The organism is Paraburkholderia sp. UYCP14C (genome assembly GCF_004197395.1).
In the GTDB taxonomy this organism is placed as follows: Bacteria; Pseudomonadota; Gammaproteobacteria; order Burkholderiales; family Burkholderiaceae; genus Paraburkholderia.
Genome location: NZ_SELS01000055.1, coordinates 26118 through 47599 on the forward strand (window position 1 = coordinate 26118; position 21482 = coordinate 47599).

Below are 21482 nucleotides of genomic sequence, written 5' to 3' on the forward strand. Positions count from 1 at the left end.
AGCCGGCGTGGCGCGCCCGATGGCAGCAATCGGCGTGCCCGCGCATCGCTGGGCGTGAACGCGCCGGCCGCCGTGACTTGCCATTCGCGATTTCCAGCTGACCAATCAGCGCTTTGCGCTCACCTGTCGCCGCCCCGATTCGCGCTACGCCATCCGCAGCTAAGCCTGCTCTTTCGTCTTCTGCGCGACCTCGGCCGCTCCCGTGCGGCCAAGGCGGCTCGCCACCGGATCGGCTTCGGTATGCGCGGCGGTGCTGCCGGCAGGCGCCTGCCGGCTGCGCGGCAGCCAGTCGGCCGGACCGGCGCCGCTGGTCTCCAGTTCCGCCGACACCTCGGCACGCGCCCGCGGCAGGTATTCCGGGTAATGCTTATGAACGAAATCGAGCAGCCCTTCGCGCACGCGGCAGCGCAAGTCCCACGCGAGGCCGGAATCCGGCGCGCTGACGAGCGCGCGCAACTGCATCGCGCGCTCGGTGCAGTCCGTCACCTGCAGCACCTGCACGCGACGGTCCCACTCCGGCGCGTTCTCGACGATGCGCGCGAGCTCCTCGCGCAGCGGCGCGAGCGGCATCCGGTAATCGACGAACAGAAACACCGTGCCGATGATCTGCGAGCTGCTGCGCGTCCAGTTCAGAAACGGATTCTCGATGAACCATTGCAGCGGCACGATCAGCCGACGCTGGTCCCACAACCGCACCGACACGTAAGTGCCGGTGATTTCCTCGATGCGCCCCCACTCGTTCTGGATCACGACGACGTCGTCGAGGCGGATCGGTTGCGACAGCGCGATCTGCAAACCCGCGATCAGGTTGCCGAGCACCGGCCGCGCCGCGATACCGGCAATCAGACCGGCGACACCAGCCGACGCCAGCAGGCTCGCGCCGATCTGCCGCACATTGGGCAAGGTCATCAGCGCGCCGCCGACACCGATGATTACGATCACGATCATCACCGAGCGCGCGAGCACGCGCGCCTGCGTATGGATGCGGCGCGCCTGCAGGTTATCGGCGGCGTCGAGCGGATGGGCGCGGATGATCGCTTCGCCGATCGCCGCGGCCGAGCGCACCGACAGCCACGTCAGCGCGGCGATCAGTGCGATGCCGGTGACGTCGCGCACCGGTTCGATCAAGTTGAGGGTATCGGGCGCCTCGGACCAGACCCACGCGAACACGAGGATCACGAGGGCGAACAGCGAGGGCTTGTCGATGTAGCGCAGCACGACGCTCGTCACCGCGTGCGGCCGCGCGAGACGCATGACGATCCGCGCGCCGAAGCGGTGAATGCCGATCGCCACGATCGTCACGATGAGCGTCACGATCAACGCGCCGAGCCACGTATGCAGCGGCGCGGCGGCCACGCGGTAGAAGTCGTCGATAGTAGGCATAACGGGCATCTTCCTCCGGGCTCGATGAGCGGCGGCGCGCCTGCGGGACTACTGACATCCGGGAGCCTCGCCCCCAAGCGGAGCGATAAGCTCGTCACCCGGCGCGCGCGATGGCGCCTGGGCGTTACAACGGGTTCTTCGATGCCCGGCGGTAATCGCTCAGCCGCCGCTCTTGCAGGGAAACGCTTTGCCGAGTCCCAGCGAAATCGCGGTGCTCGCGTTGTAGCCCGCGGCGTTCGGGTTCTCGGCGATGTACTTGCGCACCGCATCGGTCAACTGCGCCGAGCGCGCATCCGGCGGCAGGCAGAAGTACTGGCCGACGCGCGGACCCGTGGTGCCGCCGATCGCGTCGATGGTGTTGAAGATGCCGTCGGCCGCGCCTTCGATATAGGCCGCGCAGGCACTACGCGAAGCCACATCAGTCTTGGTGCACAGCTTGTTGAGGTCGCCTCCCGTAAACGCGGCTGCCGAAAGCGGCAAGGCAAGCGCGCCGGCGAAAATCAAAGCCCGCAGCATGGTGTTCCTTTCCAGGGTTGTTTATCACGCGGTCTTTCTGCCGCGTCCGGACGGCGCGCCACGCGGCGCGCCGAAGTCGTCATTCTGCACTGTTTTACGCGCTGACAGCAGGCTCGCTGCCGCACGGGGCGGACAAAACGGCTGCAAAACGGGCTGCAGAGCGGCACGGCCTTGGCGAGCGCCGGACGCCTCGCGGGCACGGTGCGCCGCCTGCGCACAGCGTTACTGCTTCTGCTGCTGCGTCTGCTGCATGCGCGCCGTGAGCCCTTCGACGACGTCCGGCTCCTTGTAGGTCTTCGCGAAATCGAGCGCGGTCATGCCGATCTGGTTCTTCACCGACAGGTCCGCGCCGTTGTCCAGAAGCAGCTTGACGGTCGACACGTGGCCGCCGCGCGCGGCCATCATCAGCGGCGTGGTGCCGTTCGGCGAGCCCGCATCGACGTAGGCCGAGTGGTCGAGCAGCACCTTGACGATGTCGTCGTGGCCGTTCGCGGCCGCGTAGTGCAGCGGCGCCCAACCCTTCTTGTTGACCTCGGCGTCCTTCGCGATCAGCAGATTCACGAAGTTCAGGTCGCCGACCAGCGCCGCCATCATCATCGCGTTCTCGCCGGCCTTGTCCTGAATCTCGATATCGGTCTTCGGATTCGCGAGCAATGCGGCGCCGACCTTGTCGGATTTCTCGCGAGCGGCGATCACGAGCAGCGGCATGCCCTGATTGTCGACGCTGTTCGGGTCCATGCCCTTCGCGAGCAGCTTGTTGACGCCGTCGACGTCGTCGAACTTGACCCCCTTGATCAGCGTGTCGATCGGTGCCGCATGCGCGGGCACCGCGACCAGCGCCGCGCACGCGAGCGCGGCGGCGCACGCGAGACGGCGCGCCGGCGCGAGAGCCCGGGCGGCCGGCCCGGCGGACAGCGGTTGAAAATCAGCGGACGACGTCGAAATGTTTTTCATATGGTACTTTAGGAAATCTTCCTATCCCTTTGATGTTACTCGGCTTTGTAGTTCAGACTCCGGCCGGCGCGGCGACGGCCGGCGCGGCGATTCCGAACAGCCTGAAGAAGTTTTGCGTGGTTGCGGCGGCCAGCGCCTCGTCCGGCATCTCGCGTTGCTGCGCGATGAAGCGTCCGACATAACTGACGTACGCAGGTTCATTCGGTTTGCCACGATACGGCACCGGCGCGAGATACGGCGAGTCGGTTTCGATCAGCAAACGCTCGAGCGGCACGCGGCGCGCGACGTCCTGCACGTCGGTCGCGCTCTTGAACGTGACGATCCCCGACAGCGAAATGTAAAAATTCTGCGCGAGCGCCTGCTCGGCGATGGCCCACGGTTCGGTGAAGCAATGCATCACGCCGCCCGGCACGCCCGCGCGTTCCTCGGCCATGATGCGCAACGTATCTTCCGCAGACGAGCGCGTGTGGATGATCAGCGGCTTGTTGGTCGCATGCGCGGCGCGGATGTGGGTGCGAAAGCGCTCGCGCTGCCACTCCATGTCGGCGATCGAGCGGCCTTCGAGCCGGTAGTAGTCGAGCCCCGTCTCGCCGATCGCGACGACCTTCGGGTGTTCCGCCAGTTCGACCAGCTCGGCCACGCTCGGCTCGCGCATGTGCTCGTGATCGGGATGCACGCCGACCGACGCGTACACGTTGTCATGCCGGCTGGCGATGTCCAGCACCGACGGCAGCGTTTCGAGATCCACCGACACGCACAGCGCGTGCGAGACCGAATGGCTGCGCATGTTTTCGAGCACTTGCGGCAGACGGTCCGCGAGTCCTTCGAAGTTGATATGGCAGTGCGAATCGACAAACATGGTCAGGTCCTGCGAAAAAATGGGCGGCGGCCAGGCGATTGCGTGGCCGGGGCCGCCGGGAACAGCTTCGGACGGCTCGGACAGCTCAGCGCGCTTACACAGCTTGCTCAACCGGCATGCGCAAGGCGCTTGCCAAGAATCACCAGATCGCGCTCGACGCCGTCCAGCACCGCGACGCGCGGCAACGTACCCCACGTGTCGAAGCCGAAGCCGCGGAACAGCCGCACGCTCGCTTCATTGTGACCGAACACGAAGCCGAGCACCGTGTCGATGCCGAGACCGGGGGCCGCGTCGAGCGACGCGGCCAACAGTTGTTTGCCGAGGCCCTGACCGCGCGCGCTTTCGTCGAGATAGATGCTGACTTCGGCGGTGCGCTGATAGGCCGGCCGGCCGTAGAAATCGGAAAAGCTGAGCCACGCAATGATACGGCCCGGCTGCTTCGGATCCTCGACGACCCACAGCGGCCGCTTCTGCGGGCCGTGCGCATCGAACCACGCCTGCCTGCTCTCGACGCTGACTGGCTCGAGGTCCGCGGTGACCTGGCGCGACGGGACGGTCGAATTGTAGATGGCGACGATCGCGGGCAGATCGTCGAGCGTGGCGTCGCGGTAGGAAAGGCTCATGGTGGGTTGGCTTGAATGAGAAAAGACGAAAGGCTTCCTGACAGCAGGCTCACGCGAACAGCGCGCGATAGCCGATAAACAGTTCTTCGAACACGAGCCGCGCGTTCAGCGGATGGTTCTCGACGGCGCGCTGGCGCGTGACGGTGCGCAGAAAACGCGCAAACGCGTTGGCGTCGGCCTGCGCCGCGCAGCGCGTGAGCGCGGCCGACGCCTGCGGAAAATAGCGCGGCGCGCCGGCGGTGCGCAGCGCGAGCAGATCGTACATCCAGCGCTGCAGCCAGCCGAGCACGAGCGGCACCGGCAGCTTCTGCAGCGCTTCACCGCACGCGAATGCGTCGCACTCGGCGCCGGCCGCGAGCTGCTTGAGCGTCCAGTCGCGCAGCGGACGGTTCTCGTCGCTGGCGAGCGCGAGCGCGGCGAGCGGCGCGCCGCCCGCTTCGGCGAGCAGCGCGGGGGCGTCGGCGACGCCTTGCGCGGCGAGCCAGCGCGCAGCGGTGTCCGGCGCGGGCACGCTGATCGGCCACTGACGGCAGCGGCTGATGATGGTCGGCAGCAAACGGTCGATGCGCGCCGACACCATCAGGAACACGACGCCCGCGGGCGGCTCTTCGAGCGTCTTCAGCAACGCGTTGGCGGCCGCGACGTTGAGCGCCTCGGCCGGATACAGCACGACCACGCGCGCGCCGCCGCGATGGGAACCGACGCCGACGAAATCGAGCAGGCCGCGGATCTGTTCGATCTTGATCTCTTTGCTCGGCGTGCGGGTCTTCTTGCCTTCGTCGCCATCGGCTTTTTCGGTCTTGTCGTCGGCACCGCTCGCGGCGTTCGCGAGACCGGCTTCGGCGGCGAGCGCCTCCGGCACCACGATCCGGTAGTCGGGATGATTGCCCTGCACGAACCAGTTGCAGGCCACGCATGCGCCGCACGGCTCGCCGTTCGGCTGCGGCGCCTCGCACAGCAGCCCCTGCGCGAGGTGCTGCGCGAAGCGCAGCTTGCCGATACCCGCCTGGCCGTGCAGCAACAACGCGTGCGGCCAGTGGCCGCGCAGCTGCTGCAGGCGGTTCCAGTCATCGGCTTGCCACGGATAGATCATCGTTTGTCTTTTTGGATCAATTGGTTGTACGCGTTAATTCAGGTGTTGAACGAACTTCGCGCGCCACTATAAGATTTAGTTATATCGCCTTGGAATCAAAGACTTGCAATCAACTCTTCGAGTTGCTTCTGAATTCGCACGATGCTCTGCGAAGAGTCGATGATAGCGAATCGATACGGCGCTTCTTCCGCGCGGCGCATGTATTCGGCGCGCGTGCGCTCGAAAAACGCCGCCGACTCGCTCTCGAAACGATCCGGGTCGCGCGCCGCGCTGCGCCGCTCGTTGGCGATCGCGGGCGGCAGGTCGAACAGCACGGTCAAATCGGGCTGGAAACCGCCCTGCACCCAGCGCTCGAGCGTTTCCAGCTTGTCGCGCGGCAAGCCGCGGCCGCCGCCCTGATAGGCGAAAGTGGCGTCGGTGAACCGGTCGGACAACACCCAGTCGCCGCGGGCGAGCGCCGGCTCGATCACCTCGGCCAGATGCTGACGGCGCAGCGCGAACATCAACAGCGCCTCGGTTTCGAGGTCCATGTTCTGATGCAGCACGATCTCGCGGATCTGCTCGCCGAGCGGGGTGCCGCCCGGCTCGCGCGTCATCACGACCGAGCGGCCGCTCGCCGCGAGCTTCGCCTGGAGCCGTTCGCGGAACCAGCCCAGATGGGTGGTCTTGCCCGCGCCGTCGATGCCTTCAAACGTAATGAATTTGCCGCGCGCCATCATTGCCCTCGAATGTATTTGTCCACGGCCTTGTTGTGTTCGCCGAGGGTGTCAGAAAAGATGCTGCTGCCGTCGCCGCGCGACACGAAGTACAGCGCGCTGCTTTGCGCCGGGTTCATCGCCGCCTGCAGCGACGCGACGCTCGGCAGCGAGATCGGCGTCGGCGGCAGGCCCATCCGGGTGTAGGTATTGTAAGGAGTGTCGGTCTGCAGGTCTTTCTTCCTGATGTGGCCGGCGTAGCTGTCGCCCATCCCGTAGATGACCGTCGGGTCGGTCTGCAGCGGCATGCCCGCGCGCAGACGGTTGGCGAACACGGCGGCGACGAGTGCTCGGTCCGACGCCTTGCCGGTTTCCTTTTCGATGATCGACGCCATCGTCAGCGCGTCGTACGGGGACTTGTACGGCAGGTTCGGCGCGCGTGCGAGCCACGCTTCGTCGAGCCGCACACGCATCAGACGGTACGAGCGGCGATAGATGTCGAGATCGCTCGTGCCCTTGTCGAACAGATAGGTATCGGGGAAGAACAGCCCTTCGCCGTTGCCGATCGACGCCTCGGGCGCGCCGATCGCGCTCATCAGATCCGCGTCGCTCATGCCGAGCGTGTCGTGCTTCAGCGCGGGATTCGCGTCGAGTTCGGCGCGCATATGCTTGAAGGTCCAGCCTTCGATCACCGTCGCGACATATTCGTTGACGTCGCCGCGCGCGATTTTCTGCAGTACCTCGTAGGGTGTGATGCCGGTCTTGAACTCGTAATTGCCGGACTTCAGATCGCTTTGCAGCCCGAGCAGCCGCGTCATCGCGATGAACAGCTCGGGCTCGACCGGCACGCCGCCGCGATTGAGCTGCAGCGCGACGCTGCGCAGGCTGCTGTGCGGTTTGACGGTGACGTCGAGTTGCGCCGGGGTCAATTCGAGCGGGCGGGTGGCCCAGTAGTATCCAGCGGCGATGGCTGCCGCGGCCAGCACAACGACGAGCGCGCCGGCGGCGAAACATTTCTTGAAAAGGGTCATGCGAAACGTGACAGGGTTGGACTGAATATAATAACTGTTTGCCTTAGCCAAAGTCAGAATTGACTGTTCCCGGAATCCATGAACACACCGCTCGTGAACGCCCCAGGTAACGCTTCCGGTCTCGCTCCCGCCGTGGCGGCGCCCGCCGCCCTGCCCATCCTGCCGCGCCCGTCGGCCGAAGAATTCGCCGCCGTGCTCGAGCATGGCGCCTACATGCCGCTGCCGCAGTTCGGCGTGATCGACGTGACCGGCGACGACGCGGCGAGCTTCCTGCACGCCCAGTTGACCAATGACGTCCAGCATCTCGACGCCGCGAACGCGCGCCTCACCGGCTACTGCTCGGCCAAGGGCCGGCTGCTCGCCTCGTTCCTCAGCTGGCGCAGCGGCGACACGATCCGCCTGCTGGTGTCGAAAGACGTGCAGGCCGCGGTGCAAAAACGTCTGTCGATGTTCGTGCTGCGCGCGAAGGCGAAGCTCGTGGACGCGAGCGGCGAGCTCGCGGTGGTCGGCCTCGCGGGCGACGTGCGCCGCGCGCTATCCGGCGTGTTCGACGCGCTGCCGGACGGCGTGCACGTGCAGGTCGACGGCACGGCGGGCACGCTGATCCGCGTGCCGGACGCGTTGGAGCGGCTGCGCTATCTGTGGATCGGGCCGAAGGCGCAGGTCGATGCGCTGCTGGCGTCGCTCGACGCCAGGTTGAAGCGCGTGTCGCCGGCGGTGTGGGACTGGCTCGACATCCGCGCGGGCGAAGCGCGCATCACCCAGCCGGTCGTCGAGCAGTTCGTGCCGCAAATGGTCAACTTCGACGTGCTCGGCGCGGTCAACTTCCGCAAGGGCTGCTATCCTGGTCAGGAAGTGGTCGCGCGCAGCCAGTATCGCGGCACGATCAAGCGGCGCACGTCGCTCGCCAACGTCGCCGGCGAGCTGGACACGGTCCGCCCCGGCACCGAGCTGTTCCACTCGGACGACCCGGGCCAGCCGTGCGGCATGATCGTCAACGCGGCATCGGCACAAGGCGGCGGCGTCGATCTGCTGGTCGAGATCAAGCTCACGGCGCTCGAGGCCGGCAGCGTGCATCTCGGGGCGGCCGACGGTCCCGCGCTGCGATTCCTGACGCTGCCTTATGGGTTGCCGGCCGAGATCTGATAGTCGGACATGACAAAAAGCGGCGCAATCGGGCGCCGTTTTTTATTGGCTGCTTTATTCTCGGCTGATTTTTGCCGCCTTCTCTAGCTGCCTGACCTGCTGCCTGCCGTTCCTGCATCAGCCGGCCGCCCCATGCTCTGAACGGGAGATGCTCCCCGATGTGCCTGATCGTTTTCGACTGGCGACCTGATGCGGTCGATGGTCCGCTGTTCACGCTCGCCGCTAACCGCGACGAGTTCTTCCGCCGCACGGCCGAGCCGCTCGGCTGGTGGCGCGACGCGCCGAACGTGCTGGCAGGCCGTGACCTCGTAGGCGGCGGCACGTGGCTCGGGTTGTCGCGCGACGGCCGCTTCGCCGCGTTGACGAACTACCGCGCGCCCGGCGAAATGCGCGCCGATGCGCCGACCCGCGGCACGCTCGTCAGCGACTGGCTCACGAGCGCCGCGCGCGACGCCGACGGCCATCCGCACGAAACACCGCTCGCGTATCTGCAGCACGTCGCGCAAACCGGCGATATCTACAATGGCTTCAACCTGCTGGTCGGCGACTGGACCCGGCGCGAACTCGCGTGGTACTGCAATCGCGGCGCTGTCGATACAAACAGTGGCCCCGCGCTGCTCGCGCCGGGCACGCACGGCATTTCGAACGCGGTGCTCGACACCGCGTGGCCGAAGCTGGTCAGAAAGCGCGGCGAACTCGGCACGCTGCTCGCACGCGACCCGATGCCGCCGCTCGAACGCCTGATCGATCTGATGCGCGATCCGCGGCTCGCGCGCGACGACGAATTGCCGTCGACCGGTATTCCGCTCGAACGCGAACGCGCCCTATCGGCGGCGTTCATCGAATCGCCGGACAGCGGCTATGGCACGCGCAGCACCACCGCGCTGCGCGTCGCCGCCTACGGCGACGTGATCGGCGTCGCCGTCGCCGAGCGCAGCGACGACAACGGCTCGCACCGGATCGTGCGACCCGGCGATTTCGAGCGCAGCTTCGCGTTCAACGTCGAGCGCGACCGCATGAGCGTCGCGTGATCGTTTGATTACCGTTTGATCACCGTCCGGCCGGCGCATTCGCCGCCGGCCGTCCACCACTTCGCGACGACCGCCCTCACCCGATGCCGAACGCCGCGCGCAATGCCGCAGCGGCATCCGTATGCGCGTGCGCGACTTCGGGCACGAAGCCGCCCATCTTGAAGAATTCGTGGATCATGCCGGCGTAGCGTTCGAGCGTGACCGGATTGCCGAGCGCGCGCAGTTTCTGCGCATACGCATCGCCCTCGTCGCTGAGCGGATCGTATTCGGCGGTCGCAACCCACGCGGGTGCGACGCCGCGAAAATCCGGCGCGCCACGCGCGCCGTCGAGCGGCGCGAAACGCCAGTCGTCGCGATCGCCGGGCTCACGCAGGTACTGTTCGAAGAACCACTGGATCGTGTCGCCCGACAGCAGGAAGCCGTCGGCGAGGCGCGAGTGCGAGTCGGTCTGCTGATGGCCGGTCGTGCCCGGATAGATCAGCAATTGCAGCGCGAGCGCGATGCCGGCGTCGCGCGCGAGCACCGCACAGACCGTCGCGAGCGTGCCGCCCGCGCTATCGCCGCCCACCGCGAGCCGGGTGCCGTCGATGCCGAATTCGGCCGCATGCGCGTGCAGCCAGCCGAGCGCGTCGAACGCATCGTCGAGCGCGGTCGGAAACTTGTGCTCGGGCGCGAGCCGGTAATCGACCGACAGCACCGCGCAGCGGCCGTCGCGCGCGAACATCCGGCACAGCGCATCGTGCGTATCGACGCTGCCGACCGTGAAGCCGCCGCCGTGGTAGTACACGAACGCCGGCAGCGGCTCGGCCCAGTTCGGCTCGACCGGGAAGTACAGGCGCGCGCGGATCGTCGCGCCGTCGCGCGTCGGCACGCGCAGGTCCTCGACGGAGAACATCGGCGCGCTCGGGATCTCGAGGATCGGCGCGCTTTTCTCGTACGACGCGCGCGCCGCTTGCGCGCTCATCTGGTGATACTGCGGGCGTTTGGCCCGCGCGATCATGTCGAGCACCTGCTCGATGGTGGGATTCAGCGGCATGGTTTCGGTTACGTGGTGCGCTTCGCGCATCGGGTGGCACGGAGTGGCGCCAAAGGTTGGACAGGAGCCGGCGTACCGATCATGCAGCCACGCCGCTACTGCGCGTCTTTCACCTCGGGCTTCAGCGACATCGGATCGGACGGCTCGCGCAACTGCTCGATATCCTCGTGGCGCAGCTTCACGGTCGCCATGATGCCCGGATGCGTGATGATATAGAAACGCCGCGCGGCGATCGCCTCGAACGCGATGTCGGCGACGTCGTCGGCGCTCAGCTTGCCCGACTGCACCGCGCGCTGCAACTGCTTGCCCGCAGCGATCTGCGAGCGCGTCGGCCGGCTCGCGTTGCGCAACTCGTCGGGACGCGCGCGCTCGGCATCGGCGATGCCGGTCGGCACGAACGCGGGACACAGCAGCGAACAGCCGACTTCGCCGGCCGTACCAGCCTGCGCGAGCTTCAGGTCGTGATAGAGCGTCTCGGTCAGCGCCACCACCGCATGCTTCGACGCGTTGTAGATGCCCATCGCCGGCGGCGCCAGCAGCCCCGCCACCGACGCCGTGTTGACGATATGCGCAGGTTCCTTCTGCGCAAGCATGATCGGCGCGAACACGCGCACGCCGTGCGCGACGCCCATCACGTTGACGCCGAACACCCACGACCAGTCGTTGGCCGAGCTTTCCCACAGGAAGCCGCCGGTGCCGACGCCCGCGTTGTTGAACAGAAGGTGCACCCGGCCGTACGCGGCGAGCGCCGCCTGCGCGAGCGCCTCGACCTGCTCCGCATGCGAGACGTCGGTCGGCACACCGATCGCCTCGGCGCCGGCCTCGCGCAATCCGTCGACGGTTTGCGCGAGCTGGCCGGCGTCGACATCGGCGAGCACGAGCTTCATGCCGAGCGCCGCGCCCTTGTGCGCGAACGCGCGGCCGAAGCCGCTGCCCGCGCCGGTGATCACCGCCACCTTGCCTGCGAATTCGAACATCCTGTGACTCCCTGGTTGAGTGGCGGCTTGCCGTTGCATGACGACGTCGTGCTCAGATCAGCTTGACCAGTTGCTTGCCGAAGTTGCGGCCCTTCAGCAAGCCGATGAACGCATCGGGCGCGGCCTCGATCCCTTGCGCGACCGACTCGCGATATTGCAGCTTCTTCTGCGCGACGAGCGTGCCGAGTTGCTTGAGCGCCTCGGGCCACACGTCCATATGTTCGCTGACGATGAAGCCCTGCACGAGCAGCCGCTGCGTCAGCATCAGCGACGGATGCTTGAGCGGCAGCGGCTGGCCGTCGTAGCCCGCGATGAAGCCGCACAGCGCGATGCGCCCGAATGCGTTCATGCGCGCGAGCGTCGCGTCGAGCCCTTCGCCGCCGACGTTCTCGAAGCAGCCGTCGACACCGTCGGGCGTGACGGCCTTCAGGTCCTTGTACAGATTGCCGGCCTTGTAGTCGACGCAGGCGTCGAAGCCGAGCGTTTCGACCACATAGCGGCACTTTTCGGCGCCGCCCGCGATGCCGACCGCACGCGCGCCCGCCGCCTTCGCGAGCTGGCCGACCACGCTGCCCACCGCGCCGCTCGCCGCGCTGACGACCACCGTCTCGCCCGCCTTCGGCGCGATGATGCGGTTCAGTCCGTACCACGCGGTGACGCCCGGCATGCCGACCGGGCCGAGATACGCCGACAGCGGCACGTGCGTGTCGTCGACCTTCTGCATGCCCGCGCCGTTCGAGGTGCCGTACTCCTGCCAGCCGAACATCGCGACGACCTTGTCGCCGACCGCGAACTTCGGATTGCGTGTTTCGACGACCTCGCCGACCGTGCCACCGATCATCACTTCGTTCAGCGGCTGCGGCGCCGCGTACGACTTGCTGTCGTTCATGCGGCCGCGCATGTATGGATCGAGCGACAGGTAATGATTGCGCACCCGTACTTCGCCGTCGGCGAGCGGCGCGAGCGGCGTTTCGACGAGCTTGAAGTTATCGGGCGTGGCCTCGCCTTGGGGGCGCGAAACCAGCAGCAACTGGCGATTGATCTGGGCCATGACGTCGTCTCCTTGGGTTGTTCGGCGTACCTGCATCCGGGCGGATCCAGGTTTGATGTGCAATGGTTGGCTGCGACGGGGGTTCAGTCGCTCGGACCGGGCTTCGCCGCCGGGTCGCTGCGCAGACGCTGTCGCGTGACGTCGCGACCCACCGCGAGGCGGCGCATGTACTTGAAGGTACCGAGCGCTTTGGCGACGAAGTGGCCTTCGCTGTCGCGGATCTCGCCTTCGCAATAGGCCATTGTCGTCGAGCGATGCAGCACGCGGCCGGTTGCGCGCAACTCGCCGCGGCCCGGCTGCATGAAGTTGACCTTCATCTCGACGGTGACGACGCCGACGCCGTCGCCGGCGAGACTGCGCGCGGCCATCGCGAGGGCGACGTCGGCGAGCGTCATCGTGACGCCGCCGTGCGCGACGTCCCAGGTGTTCATATGTTCATGCTGCAACGGCAACAAGACTTCGCTGACGCCGTCGGCGGCGGACAGCAGTTGTGCGCCGAGACGGTCGACGAAGGGGCTTTCCGGCAACGAAGGGTTGCCTGTGGTGGCGCAAGGGGTTGGGTCGGTCATGGCGGTAGTCGGCGTGCGTACGAAGTGCGTGTTGATGCGGCTCATGCGTTGTGCATCCTGCCGGCGCCCGGCTCAGGGCCGGTCGCGCAGGCGCAGTCCATCGAAGCGATGCATTTTATCTCCGACCCGCGTGCGGGCTGGTTCAATCTGCCACCACCGGCAGGTTCGCCCGCTAGAATGCAGAACGAAGCCCGCCCGTTTTTGCCTTCTTGCCATCTTCTTGCGAGGTACCGGCCATGTCCTCGTTTGCGTCGTTCCGCCTTGCGCTGCTGTTCGCTCGCCGCTCGGCCCTGTCGCGGCTGTTCCTGCTTGCGTTCTGCGGCGTGCTCGCCGCCGCGGCGCTCGATGGTTGCGCGGGCTTCGGCAACGATGCGCTGCGCGTCAGCGTCGCCGGCATCGAGCCGCTGGCCGGCGAAGGCCTCGAGATGCGCTTCAATCTGAAGCTGCGCGTGCAGAATCCGAACAACAGCGACGTGAGCTTCAACGGTGTCTCGCTCGATCTCGAACTGAACGGCAAGCCGTTTGCTAGCGGCGTCAGCGACCAGAGCGGCACCGTGCCGCGCTTCGGCGAGACCGTCGTCAGCGTGCCGTTGACCGTGCCCGCGTTCGCCGCGGTTCGCCAGGCGCTCGGGCTGATGGGCGCCGCGCAGTCGGGCCAGGTCCCGTACCGGCTGCAAGGCAAGCTGGCGGCCGGCCTGACCGGCACGACACGCTTTACCGATCAGGGCACGTTGACGCTGCCGGGCATGGCGTCGCAGTAGGCACGAGCGCGGCGGACAAAAACAGGCGCCGCCGGTCCGCCGTTGCCACTCACGAACCCGCGGCGCCCGCTACTTCAGGCGCGTTCGCATCTGACTCACGCGATCTCGAACAGACCCGCCGCGCCCTGGCCGCCGCCGATGCACATCGTCACGACGACGAACTTCACGCCGCGCCGCTTGCCTTCGATCAGCGCATGGCCGACGAGCCGCGCACCCGACACGCCATACGGATGGCCCACCGCGATCGCGCCGCCGTTCACGTTCAGGCGGTCGTGCGGGATGCCGAGCTTGTCCGCGCAATAGAGCACCTGCACCGCGAACGCTTCGTTCAACTCCCACAGGCCGATGTCCTCGACCTTGAGGCCGGCCTTCTTCAATAGCTTCGGCGCCGCGAACACCGGGCCGATGCCCATTTCGTCCGGCTCGCAGCCAGCCACCGCGAAGCCGCGGAAGATGCCGAGCGGCTGCAGCCCTTCGCGTTCGGCCAGCGTCGCGTTCATCACGACGCAAGCCGATGCGCCGTCCGAAAACTGGCTCGCATTGCCCGCGGTGATCACGCCGCCCGGCAGCGCGGTGCGAATCTTCGACACGCCTTCGAGCGTCGTGTCGGCGCGAATGCCTTCGTCGCCGCTGACGGTCACTTCCTTCGTATAAAGACGGCCGGTGGCCTTGTCGGCGACGCCGGCGAGCACCGTCAACGGCACGATCTCGTCCTTGAACCTGCCGGCTTCGAGCGCGGCCGCCGCGCGCTGCTGCGAGCGTGCGCCGTATTCGTCCTGACGTTCCTTCGAGATCGAGTAGCGCTTCGCGACGTTCTCTGCGGTCTGCAGCATCGACCAGTAAATTTCCGGCTTGTGCTCGACGAGCCAGCCGTCGGTCATCATGTGGCGGTTCATCTCGTTCTGCACGCACGAGATCGACTCGACGCCACCCGCGACGTACACGTCACCCTCACCGGCGATCACGCGTTGCGACGCGAGCGCGATCGTCTGCAATCCCGACGAGCAGAAACGGTTCACGGTCATGCCCGGCACGCTGACCGGCAGGCCCGCGCGCAACGCGATCTGCCGCGCGATATTGCCGCCGGTCGCGCCTTCCGGATTCGCGCAACCCATGATCACGTCTTCGACGCGCGCCGGATCGAGCTTCGCGCGCTCGACCGCGGCCTGCGTCACGTGGCCGCCGAGCGTCGCGCCGTGCGTCATGTTGAAACCGCCGCGCCACGATTTGGCGAGGCCCGTGCGGGCGGTGGATACGATTACGGCGTCAGTCATGCGTGTCTCCAGATGCAATGTCGAGGGCGGCGCGCCGGCTCATTGCCGCGCGCCCAAGAGCGCGTCGCCGCACCGCCTCTGTCGTTTGATGCGAGCGATGCGAGAGCAACCCGCACCGCTCAGTCCGTGCGCTGAACCCAGCCGTGCTCAGCCGTTGAAGCCGCGCCCAACGGCCGCCAGCTTCGCGATGCTCGGCGCGAGCTGCCACGCGTCACCGTTCGCCCGCGCCGCATAGCGGCGGATCGCACGCTCGACGTTGTAGAGCCCGACCGTGTCCGCGTACAGCATCGGGCCGCCGCGATAGAGCGGGAAGCCATAGCCGGTCAGATAGACCATGTCGATATCCGACGCCTTCGACGCGATGCCTTCCTCGAGAATCTTCGCGCCTTCGTTGACGAGCGCGAACACCAGACGCTCGACGATTTCCTCGTCGCTGATCTTGCGGCGCTCGGCGTTGGTTTCCTTCGAGTACTCGCCGATCATTTCGTTGACCACGCCCGACGGATACGCGGTGCGATCGCCCGCCTTGTAGTCGTACCAGCCGCCGCCGGTCTTCTGACCGAAGCGGCCCATCTCGCACAGACGGTCGGCGATCTTCGAATAGTGCATGTCCGGGCGTTCGAGATAACGACGCTTGCGGATCGCCCAGCCGATGTCGTTGCCGGCGAGGTCGCTCATGCGGAACGGACCCATCGCGAAGCCGAACTTCTCGATCGCCTTGTCGACCTGCGCGGGCAATGCGCCTTCTTCGAGCATGAAAAGCGCCTGACGGACGTACTGTTCGATCATGCGGTTGCCGATGAAACCGTCACACACGCCCGATACCACCGCGGTCTTCTTGATCTTCTTCGCGAGCTTCATCACGGTGGCGAGCACGTCTTTCGAGGTCTCCTTGCCACGCACGACTTCGAGCAGCTTCATCACGTTGGCCGGGCTGAAGAAATGCATGCCGACCACATCCTGCGGACGCTTCGTGAACGCGGCGATCTTGTCGACGTCGAGCGTCGACGTGTTCGACGCGAGGATCGCGCCGGGCTTCGCGACTTCGTCGAGCTGGCGGAACACCTGCTCCTTCACGCCGAGCTCTTCGAACACGGCTTCGACGATCATGTCGGCGTGCTTCAGGTCGTCGTAGGACAGCGTCGGGCTCAGCAGCGCGAGGCGCTGTTCCATCACCTCGGGCTTCAGCTTGCCTTTCTTGACGGTCGCCTCGTAGTTCTTGCGGATCGTCGCGACACCACGGTCGAGCGCTTCCTGCTTCGTTTCGAGCAGCGTGACCGGAATGCCCGCGTTGAGGAAATTCATTGCGATACCGCCGCCCATCGTGCCGGCGCCGATCACGGCTACCTGATTGATTCCGCGCACGGGTGTATCGGACGGCACGTCGGGAATCTTGCTCGCCGCCCGCTCGCCGAAGAACGCGTGACGCAGCGCGCGGCTCTCCGGCGTCTGCACGAGCGCGATGAAGCATTCGCGTTCGAAGGCGAGTCCCTTGTCGAAGCCGTCCTTCACACCGGCTTCCACCGCGTCGATGCATTTATGCGGCGCCGGATAATCCTTCGCGATGGCCGCGACGCTATTGCGCGCGAACTGGATGAAACCGGCCGCGTTCGGATGTTCGATCTTGCGCTCGCGCACCTTCGGATGCGCGCCTGATTGCGCTCCGACCTTGCGCGCGAATGCGAGCGCGGCTTCGGCCAGTTCGGCGGGACTCGCGACCAGCTGGTCGAACAGCCCCGAGTCGGCGAGCATTTCGGAAAGCACCGGCGCGCCCGACACGATCATGTTCAGCGACGCTTCGAGACCGATGGCGCGCGGCAGACGCTGCGTGCCGCCCGCGCCCGGCAGGATGCCGAGCTTCACTTCGGGCAGCGCGATCTGCGCGCCGGCCGCGGCGACGCGGTAATGCGCGCCGAGCGCCAGCTCGAGGCCGCCGCCCATCGCGACGCTGTGGATCGCCGCGACGACCGGCTTCGCGCTGCCTTCGACCGCCTTGATGACGGTCGCGAGCGTCGGCTCCTGGGTCGCCTTCGGCGTATTGAATTCGGTGATGTCGGCGCCGCCCGAAAAGGCCTTGCCTGCGCCCGTCAGCACGATGGCCTTGACGGCCGGATCGTTCTGCGCGCGCTCGAGCCCTTCGACGATACCCGCTCGCGTCGACAGCCCGAGCCCGTTGACGGGCGGATTGTTCAGCGTGAGGACGGCCACGCCGTCATGAGTTGTGTAGTCCACTGCCATCTGCGTGCCTCCGTGCGATCCATGCAATGAGGCGGCGCCTGATGCGCCGCCTGTCCGGTCCGTCGAGCCTGCTTATTGTCAGGCTTTTTCAAACGACGGTTCCGGGGTCAGCAGGCAGAATACACTTAAAAAGAACGAACGTTCAATTTATTATCGAGCAGGGTTTGCCCTAGGCCTCGGGTGTCAGCGGACAGTTGCGGCTGTCTTCGAGCGCGGACGGCAACACGTGGTCGCGGAACTGGTCGCGCAGCTTCAGCTTCTGCAGCTTGCCGGTCGCCGTGTGCGGCAGTTCGTCGACGAACACGACGTCGTCGGGAATCCACCACTTCGCGACCTTGCCGTCGTAGAACGCGAGCAGTTCGTCGCGCGTGACGTCGTGTCCCGTGCGCTTGACGACGACGAGCAAAGGCCGCTCGGTCCATTTCGGGTGCGCGCACGCGATGCACGCGGCCTCCGCGACCGCCGGATGAGCGATCGCGACGTTCTCGACGTCGATCGAACTGATCCATTCGCCGCCCGACTTGATCACGTCTTTCGAGCGGTCGGTGATGTGCAGGAAACTGTCGGGGTCGATCGTCGCGACGTCGCCGGTCGGGAACCAGCCGTCGACGAGCGGCGACTCTTCCTTGCGGAAATACCGGTCGATGACCCACGGTCCGCGCACGTGCAATTCGCCGAACGCGACGCCATCCCACGGCAGTTCGCGGCCATCGTCGCCGACGATCTTCATGTCGACGCCGAAGATCACATGGCCCTGCTTTTCGAGCAGCTTGCGCCGATCGGCAAGCGGCCGCTGACTCTGCTCCCAGTTCAGCTTCGACAGCGTGCCGAGCGGCGACATCTCTGTCATGCCCCATGCATGGATCACCTGCACGCCGTAATCGTCCTCGATGATTCGCAGCATCGCCGGCGGACAGGCGGAACCGCCGATCACCGTGCGTTCGAGCGACGAAAACTTCGCGCCCGTCTCGCGCAGGTAGTTCAGCAGTCCGAGCCACACGGTCGGCACGCCCGCCGAGCACGTGACGCGTTCGCTTTCTATCAGTTCGTACAGCGACTTGCCGTCGAGGTCCTTGCCGGGGAACACCAGCTTCGCGCCGGTCAGCGGCGCCGCATGCGCGAGGCCCCATGCGTTGACATGAAACATCGGCACGACGGGCAGCGCCGAGTCGCGCGCCGACAGGCTCATCGCGTCGGGCAACGCCGCGCCGAACGCGTGCAGCACCGTCGAGCGATGCGTATACAGCGCGCCTTTCGGGTTGCCGGTGGTGCCCGACGTGTAGCAGAGATACGACGCCTGGCGCTCGTCGAGCGCGGGCCAGTCGAAGCGGCCGTCCTGCCCGTCCATCAGCGTTTCGTAGCAAAGCACCGAGGTCTGCATCGGCGGCCGATGCGCTTCATCGCACAGCGCGATCCAGCCGCGCACGCGCGGGCACTGCGGCGCGAGGGTGTCGACCAGCGCGGCGAACGTCGTGTCGAACAGCACGTACGCGTCGTCGGCGTGATTGACGATGTAGGCGATCTGGTCGGGGAAAAGCCGCGGGTTGATCGTGTGGCACACGGCGCCGAAGCCGGTGGTGCCGTAATACGCTTCGAGATGCCGGTAGCCGTTCCACGCCAGCGTCGCGACCCGCTCGCCCGGTTCGACGCCGAGCGCGATCAGCGCCTGTGCGAGCTGTTTCGCACGCTTCTCACAATCGCGGTAGGTATAGCGATGCAGGTCGCCTTCGATGCGCCGCGACACGATCTCGGTGCTGCCGAAATGCCGCGCGGCATGCGCGAGCAGCGATGACACGGTGAGCGGCACGTCCATCATCTGGCCCAGCAGCGGCGTCGTCATAAGGCGGGGTCTCCTCGGCTTGTTAGTGTCGTTGGGTTGCGGTCGGGTTGGCCAAAAACGTGGTCGTGAAACGGGTAACGCGCCGAACAGCGCGAGGCGGAAGAAACGTGGCGGCGTCGAACGCAGCAGCATGGTCCGAACGATGAAGGCGGCCGCCCTGCAGCGCCGCGGGCGCGGACTTACAATATCGGCTAATCCAGAGGCGCTCAACATGTCGTTTTCCCCAAGCTTTGCAGGGCTATCCGCAGCTTTGACGGATCTTTCCAACACACTCGCCACTCCCCCAGCCAACGCGTTCGCGCGGCTCGGCGGCACGTTCCTCACGCGCCTGCCCGCCGCGCCGCTCGATGCGCCCTACCTCGTCGGCTTCTCGGCCGAGACCGCCGCGCGGCTCGGACTGCCCGAGGGCATCGAACGTGATCCGGGCTTCATCCAGCTGTTCTGCGGCAACGCGACGCGCGACTGGCCGGCCGACGCGCTGCCTTATGCGTCGGTGTACTCGGGACATCAGTTCGGCGTGTGGGCCGGCCAGCTCGGCGACGGGCGCGCGCTCACCGTTGGCGAGCTCGAACACGACGGCGAGCGCAACGAGCTGCAGCTCAAAGGCGCGGGCCGCACGCCCTATTCGCGCATGGGCGACGGCCGCGCGGTGCTGCGCTCGTCGATCCGCGAATATCTGTGCTCGGAGGCGATGCATCATCTCGGCATTCCGACCACGCGCGCGTTGTGCGTGATCGGCTCGGACCAGCCGGTGCGGCGCGAGACGATCGAAACCGCCGCGGTGGTCACGCGCGTCGCGCCGAGCTTCGTGCGCTTCGGCCACTTCGAGCACTTCTACGCGAACGATCGCGTCGACGCGTTGCGCGCGCTGGCCGATCACGTGATCGAGCGTTTCTTCCCGCATTGCAAGGAGGCCGACGATCCGTATCTGGCGCTGCTCGCCGAAGCGGTGCGCTCCACCGCGGATCTGATGGTCGACTGGCAGGCGGTCGGTTTCTGTCACGGTGTGATGAATACCGACAACATGTCGATCCTGGGCCTGACGATCGACTACGGCCCGTTCGGCTTCATGGATGGCTTCGACGCCGGCCACATCTGCAATCACTCCGATACGCAGGGCCGTTATGCGTACCGGCTGCAACCGCAGATTGGGTACTGGAATCTCTTCTGCCTCGCGCAGGGACTGCTGCCGCTGCTCGGCGAGAAGCACGACGAGAGCGTGCGCGCCGAGAAGGCGGTCGAAGATGCGCAGCACGTGCTCGCCGGCTTCAAGGAGCGCTTCGCGCCGGCGCTCGAAAACCGCATGCGCGCGAAGCTCGGCCTCGAACAGCCGCGCGACGGCGACGACGTGCTGGTGAACCGGCTGTTCGAAGCGATGCACGCGAACCGCGCCGATTTCACGCTGACGTTCCGCAACCTCGCGCGCGTGTCGAAACACGATGCGAGCGGCGACGCGCCGGTGCGCGACCTGTTCCTCGATCGCGCCGCCTTCGACGCATGGGCGAACGACTATCGCGCGCGGCTCGCCGACGAGTCACGCGACGACGCCGCGCGCGCCATTGCAATGAACCGCGTGAACCCCAAATTCGTACTTCGCAACCATCTGGCGGAAACGGCGATCCAACGCGCGAAAGAGAAGGATTTCTCCGAGGTGGAACGGCTCGCGGCCGTGCTGCGTCGCCCGTTCGACGAGCAGCCCGAATACGCGGCGTATGCGGGCCTGCCGCCCGACTGGGCAAGCTCGCTGGAAGTGAGCTGTTCGTCGTGACGCGCCGGCGCCGCTGAATCGCCCGACCGCCCCCCATAAAACACCGAGACAGGAACCGACCATGAGCAACCCCGACGATCTCAAGCATGACGCTCCCGCCGTGCAGAAAAGCGACGCCGAGTGGCGCGCGCAGCTGTCCGACATCGAATATCAGGTGACGCGCCACGCGGCGACCGAGCGCCCGTTCACGGGAAGATATAGCGATCACTGGGAACGCGGCGTCTACGATTGCGTGTGCTGCGGCACGCCGCTGTTCGAATCGGACACCAAGTTCGACGCCGGCTGCGGCTGGCCGAGCTACTTCCGGCCGATCAACGGCGAGGTGATCGCCGAGAAGACCGACCGCTCGCACGGCATGCTGCGCATCGAGGTGCAGTGCAAGAACTGCGGCGCGCATCTGGGCCACGTGTTCGAGGACGGACCGGCGCCGACCGGCCTGCGTTACTGCATCAATTCGGCTGCGTTACAATTCGAGCCCAAGTAACGCAGCGCGGCAGCACCCCTGCCCGCTCCGGCGCCGCAGCGCGAACCGCGAGCGGCGCCCTTCCTATGCGGCTGTCCCGCCCGCCAGCGGGCACCGCGCAGCTTGCACGCCGGGCGGGCGAGCTTCAATGTTCCACTCACCGTTCGACTCACA

The 21482-nt window shown here is 66.6% G+C and carries 20 protein-coding genes; 5 read left to right on the plus strand and 15 right to left on the minus strand.

Annotation, left to right across the window (positions count from 1 at the left end):
• Positions 1 to 159: 159 nt before the first annotated feature.
• The 8 genes from EVC45_RS34295 to mltG all read right to left on the minus strand — a co-directional run bounded on the left by EVC45_RS34295 (position 160) and on the right by mltG (position 7154).
• The gene (locus EVC45_RS34295; protein ID WP_129962591.1) at positions 160 to 1383 is read right to left on the minus strand and encodes a mechanosensitive ion channel family protein; all 1224 of its coding nucleotides are present in this window, start codon (positions 1381 to 1383) and stop codon (positions 160 to 162) included.
• A 159-nt stretch (positions 1384 to 1542) separates the two neighbouring features.
• Entirely contained in the window at positions 1543 to 1899 is a 357-nt protein-coding gene (locus tag EVC45_RS34300; protein ID WP_090804794.1) for a Rap1a/Tai family immunity protein, read from the minus strand.
• Between the two features lie 222 nt (positions 1900 to 2121).
• Positions 2122 to 2853: an ankyrin repeat domain-containing protein gene (locus EVC45_RS34305; RefSeq protein WP_129962592.1), complete on the minus strand. Its 732-nt coding sequence runs from the start codon at positions 2851 to 2853 to the stop codon at positions 2122 to 2124.
• Between the two features lie 52 nt (positions 2854 to 2905).
• Positions 2906 to 3712, minus strand: a complete 807-nt coding sequence (locus tag EVC45_RS34310) for a TatD family hydrolase (RefSeq protein WP_129962593.1) — start codon at positions 3710 to 3712, stop codon at positions 2906 to 2908.
• Between the two features lie 107 nt (positions 3713 to 3819).
• Positions 3820 to 4335: a GNAT family N-acetyltransferase gene (locus tag EVC45_RS34315; protein WP_129962594.1), complete on the minus strand. Its 516-nt coding sequence runs from the start codon at positions 4333 to 4335 to the stop codon at positions 3820 to 3822.
• 49 nt (positions 4336 to 4384) lie between these two features.
• Complete coding sequence (locus EVC45_RS34320; protein ID WP_129962595.1) at positions 4385 to 5428, minus strand: DNA polymerase III subunit delta'; 1044 nt, start codon at positions 5426 to 5428, stop codon at positions 4385 to 4387.
• Positions 5429 to 5523: 95 nt separating this feature from the next.
• Positions 5524 to 6144 (minus strand): dTMP kinase, encoded by a 621-nt coding sequence (gene tmk / locus EVC45_RS34325; protein ID WP_129962596.1) that lies wholly within the window; start codon positions 6142 to 6144, stop codon positions 5524 to 5526.
• Positions 6144 to 7154 carry an endolytic transglycosylase MltG gene (mltG, locus tag EVC45_RS34330; RefSeq protein WP_129962597.1) on the minus strand — a complete coding sequence of 337 codons (1011 nt, stop codon included), beginning with the start codon at positions 7152 to 7154 and terminating at the stop codon, positions 6144 to 6146. The genes tmk and mltG overlap by 1 nt, the downstream gene beginning before the upstream one ends.
• A gap of 78 nt (positions 7155 to 7232) precedes the next feature.
• On the opposite strand from mltG, the gene EVC45_RS34335 reads away from it, so the two are divergent.
• A complete protein-coding gene (locus EVC45_RS34335; protein WP_129962598.1) occupies positions 7233 to 8300 on the plus strand; it encodes a folate-binding protein YgfZ in 1068 nt (355 codons plus the stop codon).
• 158 nt (positions 8301 to 8458) lie between these two features.
• Positions 8459 to 9331: an NRDE family protein gene (locus tag EVC45_RS34340; RefSeq protein ID WP_129962599.1), complete on the plus strand. Its 873-nt coding sequence runs from the start codon at positions 8459 to 8461 to the stop codon at positions 9329 to 9331.
• A 76-nt stretch (positions 9332 to 9407) separates the two neighbouring features.
• Here the strand turns inward: EVC45_RS34340 and EVC45_RS34345 are convergent, their stop codons facing one another.
• The 4 genes from EVC45_RS34345 to EVC45_RS34360 all read right to left on the minus strand — a co-directional run bounded on the left by EVC45_RS34345 (position 9408) and on the right by EVC45_RS34360 (position 12964).
• Positions 9408 to 10367 carry an alpha/beta hydrolase gene (locus tag EVC45_RS34345; RefSeq protein ID WP_129962600.1) on the minus strand — a complete coding sequence of 320 codons (960 nt, stop codon included), beginning with the start codon at positions 10365 to 10367 and terminating at the stop codon, positions 9408 to 9410.
• Positions 10368 to 10462: 95 nt separating this feature from the next.
• On the minus strand, positions 10463 to 11344 hold the full coding sequence (locus EVC45_RS34350; RefSeq protein ID WP_129962601.1) for an SDR family oxidoreductase: 882 nt from the start codon (positions 11342 to 11344) through the stop codon (positions 10463 to 10465).
• A 52-nt stretch (positions 11345 to 11396) separates the two neighbouring features.
• The gene (locus EVC45_RS34355) at positions 11397 to 12395 is read right to left on the minus strand and encodes an NADP-dependent oxidoreductase (protein WP_129962602.1); all 999 of its coding nucleotides are present in this window, start codon (positions 12393 to 12395) and stop codon (positions 11397 to 11399) included.
• A gap of 83 nt (positions 12396 to 12478) precedes the next feature.
• The gene (locus tag EVC45_RS34360) at positions 12479 to 12964 is read right to left on the minus strand and encodes a PaaI family thioesterase (protein WP_129962621.1); all 486 of its coding nucleotides are present in this window, start codon (positions 12962 to 12964) and stop codon (positions 12479 to 12481) included.
• 236 nt (positions 12965 to 13200) lie between these two features.
• Here EVC45_RS34360 and EVC45_RS34365 point away from each other — a divergent pair, with 236 nt between their 5' ends.
• Positions 13201 to 13725, plus strand: coding sequence for an LEA type 2 family protein (locus EVC45_RS34365; protein WP_129962603.1), 525 nt, complete (start codon positions 13201 to 13203; stop codon positions 13723 to 13725).
• A gap of 95 nt (positions 13726 to 13820) precedes the next feature.
• On the opposite strand, the gene EVC45_RS34370 is transcribed toward EVC45_RS34365, so the two are convergent.
• The 3 genes from EVC45_RS34370 to EVC45_RS34380 form a co-directional block, all read right to left on the minus strand.
• Entirely contained in the window at positions 13821 to 14999 is a 1179-nt protein-coding gene (locus EVC45_RS34370) for an acetyl-CoA C-acyltransferase (protein WP_129962604.1), read from the minus strand.
• Between the two features lie 147 nt (positions 15000 to 15146).
• Positions 15147 to 17237, minus strand: a complete 2091-nt coding sequence (locus EVC45_RS34375; protein WP_129962605.1) for a 3-hydroxyacyl-CoA dehydrogenase NAD-binding domain-containing protein — start codon at positions 17235 to 17237, stop codon at positions 15147 to 15149.
• 169 nt (positions 17238 to 17406) lie between these two features.
• Positions 17407 to 19077: a 3-(methylthio)propionyl-CoA ligase gene (locus EVC45_RS34380; RefSeq protein WP_129962606.1), complete on the minus strand. Its 1671-nt coding sequence runs from the start codon at positions 19075 to 19077 to the stop codon at positions 17407 to 17409.
• A gap of 211 nt (positions 19078 to 19288) precedes the next feature.
• On the opposite strand from EVC45_RS34380, the gene EVC45_RS34385 reads away from it, so the two are divergent.
• Both EVC45_RS34385 and msrB read left to right on the plus strand, forming a co-directional pair.
• Positions 19289 to 20845 carry a YdiU family protein gene (locus EVC45_RS34385; protein WP_129962607.1) on the plus strand — a complete coding sequence of 519 codons (1557 nt, stop codon included), beginning with the start codon at positions 19289 to 19291 and terminating at the stop codon, positions 20843 to 20845.
• Between the two features lie 61 nt (positions 20846 to 20906).
• A complete protein-coding gene (gene msrB, locus EVC45_RS34390; protein ID WP_129962608.1) occupies positions 20907 to 21329 on the plus strand; it encodes a peptide-methionine (R)-S-oxide reductase MsrB in 423 nt (140 codons plus the stop codon).
• The last annotated feature ends 153 nt before the right edge of the window (positions 21330 to 21482 follow it).

Bases quoted from the DNA above. Each gene is read 5' to 3' on its own strand.
- EVC45_RS34380 (WP_129962606.1), bottom strand. From the start codon at position 19,077: ATGACGACGCCGCTGCTGGGCCAGATGATGGACGTGCCGCTCACCGTG.
- EVC45_RS34355 (WP_129962602.1), bottom strand. From the start codon at position 12,395: ATGGCCCAGATCAATCGCCAGTTGCTGCTGGTTTCGCGCCCCCAAGGC.
- EVC45_RS34345 (WP_129962600.1), bottom strand. From the start codon at position 10,367: ATGCCGCTGAATCCCACCATCGAGCAGGTGCTCGACATGATCGCGCGG.
- EVC45_RS34370 (WP_129962604.1), bottom strand. From the start codon at position 14,999: ATGACTGACGCCGTAATCGTATCCACCGCCCGCACGGGCCTCGCCAAA.
- EVC45_RS34335 (WP_129962598.1), top strand. From the start codon at position 7,233: ATGAACACACCGCTCGTGAACGCCCCAGGTAACGCTTCCGGTCTCGCT.
- EVC45_RS34305 (WP_129962592.1), bottom strand. From the start codon at position 2,853: ATGAAAAACATTTCGACGTCGTCCGCTGATTTTCAACCGCTGTCCGCC.
- msrB (WP_129962608.1), top strand. From the start codon at position 20,907: ATGAGCAACCCCGACGATCTCAAGCATGACGCTCCCGCCGTGCAGAAA.
- EVC45_RS34295 (WP_129962591.1), bottom strand. From the start codon at position 1,383: ATGCCTACTATCGACGACTTCTACCGCGTGGCCGCCGCGCCGCTGCAT.
- EVC45_RS34340 (WP_129962599.1), top strand. From the start codon at position 8,459: ATGTGCCTGATCGTTTTCGACTGGCGACCTGATGCGGTCGATGGTCCG.
- tmk (WP_129962596.1), bottom strand. From the start codon at position 6,144: ATGGCGCGCGGCAAATTCATTACGTTTGAAGGCATCGACGGCGCGGGC.
- EVC45_RS34310 (WP_129962593.1), bottom strand. From the start codon at position 3,712: ATGTTTGTCGATTCGCACTGCCATATCAACTTCGAAGGACTCGCGGAC.
- EVC45_RS34350 (WP_129962601.1), bottom strand. From the start codon at position 11,344: ATGTTCGAATTCGCAGGCAAGGTGGCGGTGATCACCGGCGCGGGCAGC.
- EVC45_RS34375 (WP_129962605.1), bottom strand. From the start codon at position 17,237: ATGGCAGTGGACTACACAACTCATGACGGCGTGGCCGTCCTCACGCTG.
- EVC45_RS34300 (WP_090804794.1), bottom strand. From the start codon at position 1,899: ATGCTGCGGGCTTTGATTTTCGCCGGCGCGCTTGCCTTGCCGCTTTCG.
- EVC45_RS34320 (WP_129962595.1), bottom strand. From the start codon at position 5,428: ATGATCTATCCGTGGCAAGCCGATGACTGGAACCGCCTGCAGCAGCTG.
- EVC45_RS34315 (WP_129962594.1), bottom strand. From the start codon at position 4,335: ATGAGCCTTTCCTACCGCGACGCCACGCTCGACGATCTGCCCGCGATC.
- mltG (WP_129962597.1), bottom strand. From the start codon at position 7,154: ATGACCCTTTTCAAGAAATGTTTCGCCGCCGGCGCGCTCGTCGTTGTG.
- EVC45_RS34385 (WP_129962607.1), top strand. From the start codon at position 19,289: ATGTCGTTTTCCCCAAGCTTTGCAGGGCTATCCGCAGCTTTGACGGAT.
- EVC45_RS34365 (WP_129962603.1), top strand. From the start codon at position 13,201: ATGTCCTCGTTTGCGTCGTTCCGCCTTGCGCTGCTGTTCGCTCGCCGC.
- EVC45_RS34360 (WP_129962621.1), bottom strand. From the start codon at position 12,964: ATGACCGACCCAACCCCTTGCGCCACCACAGGCAACCCTTCGTTGCCG.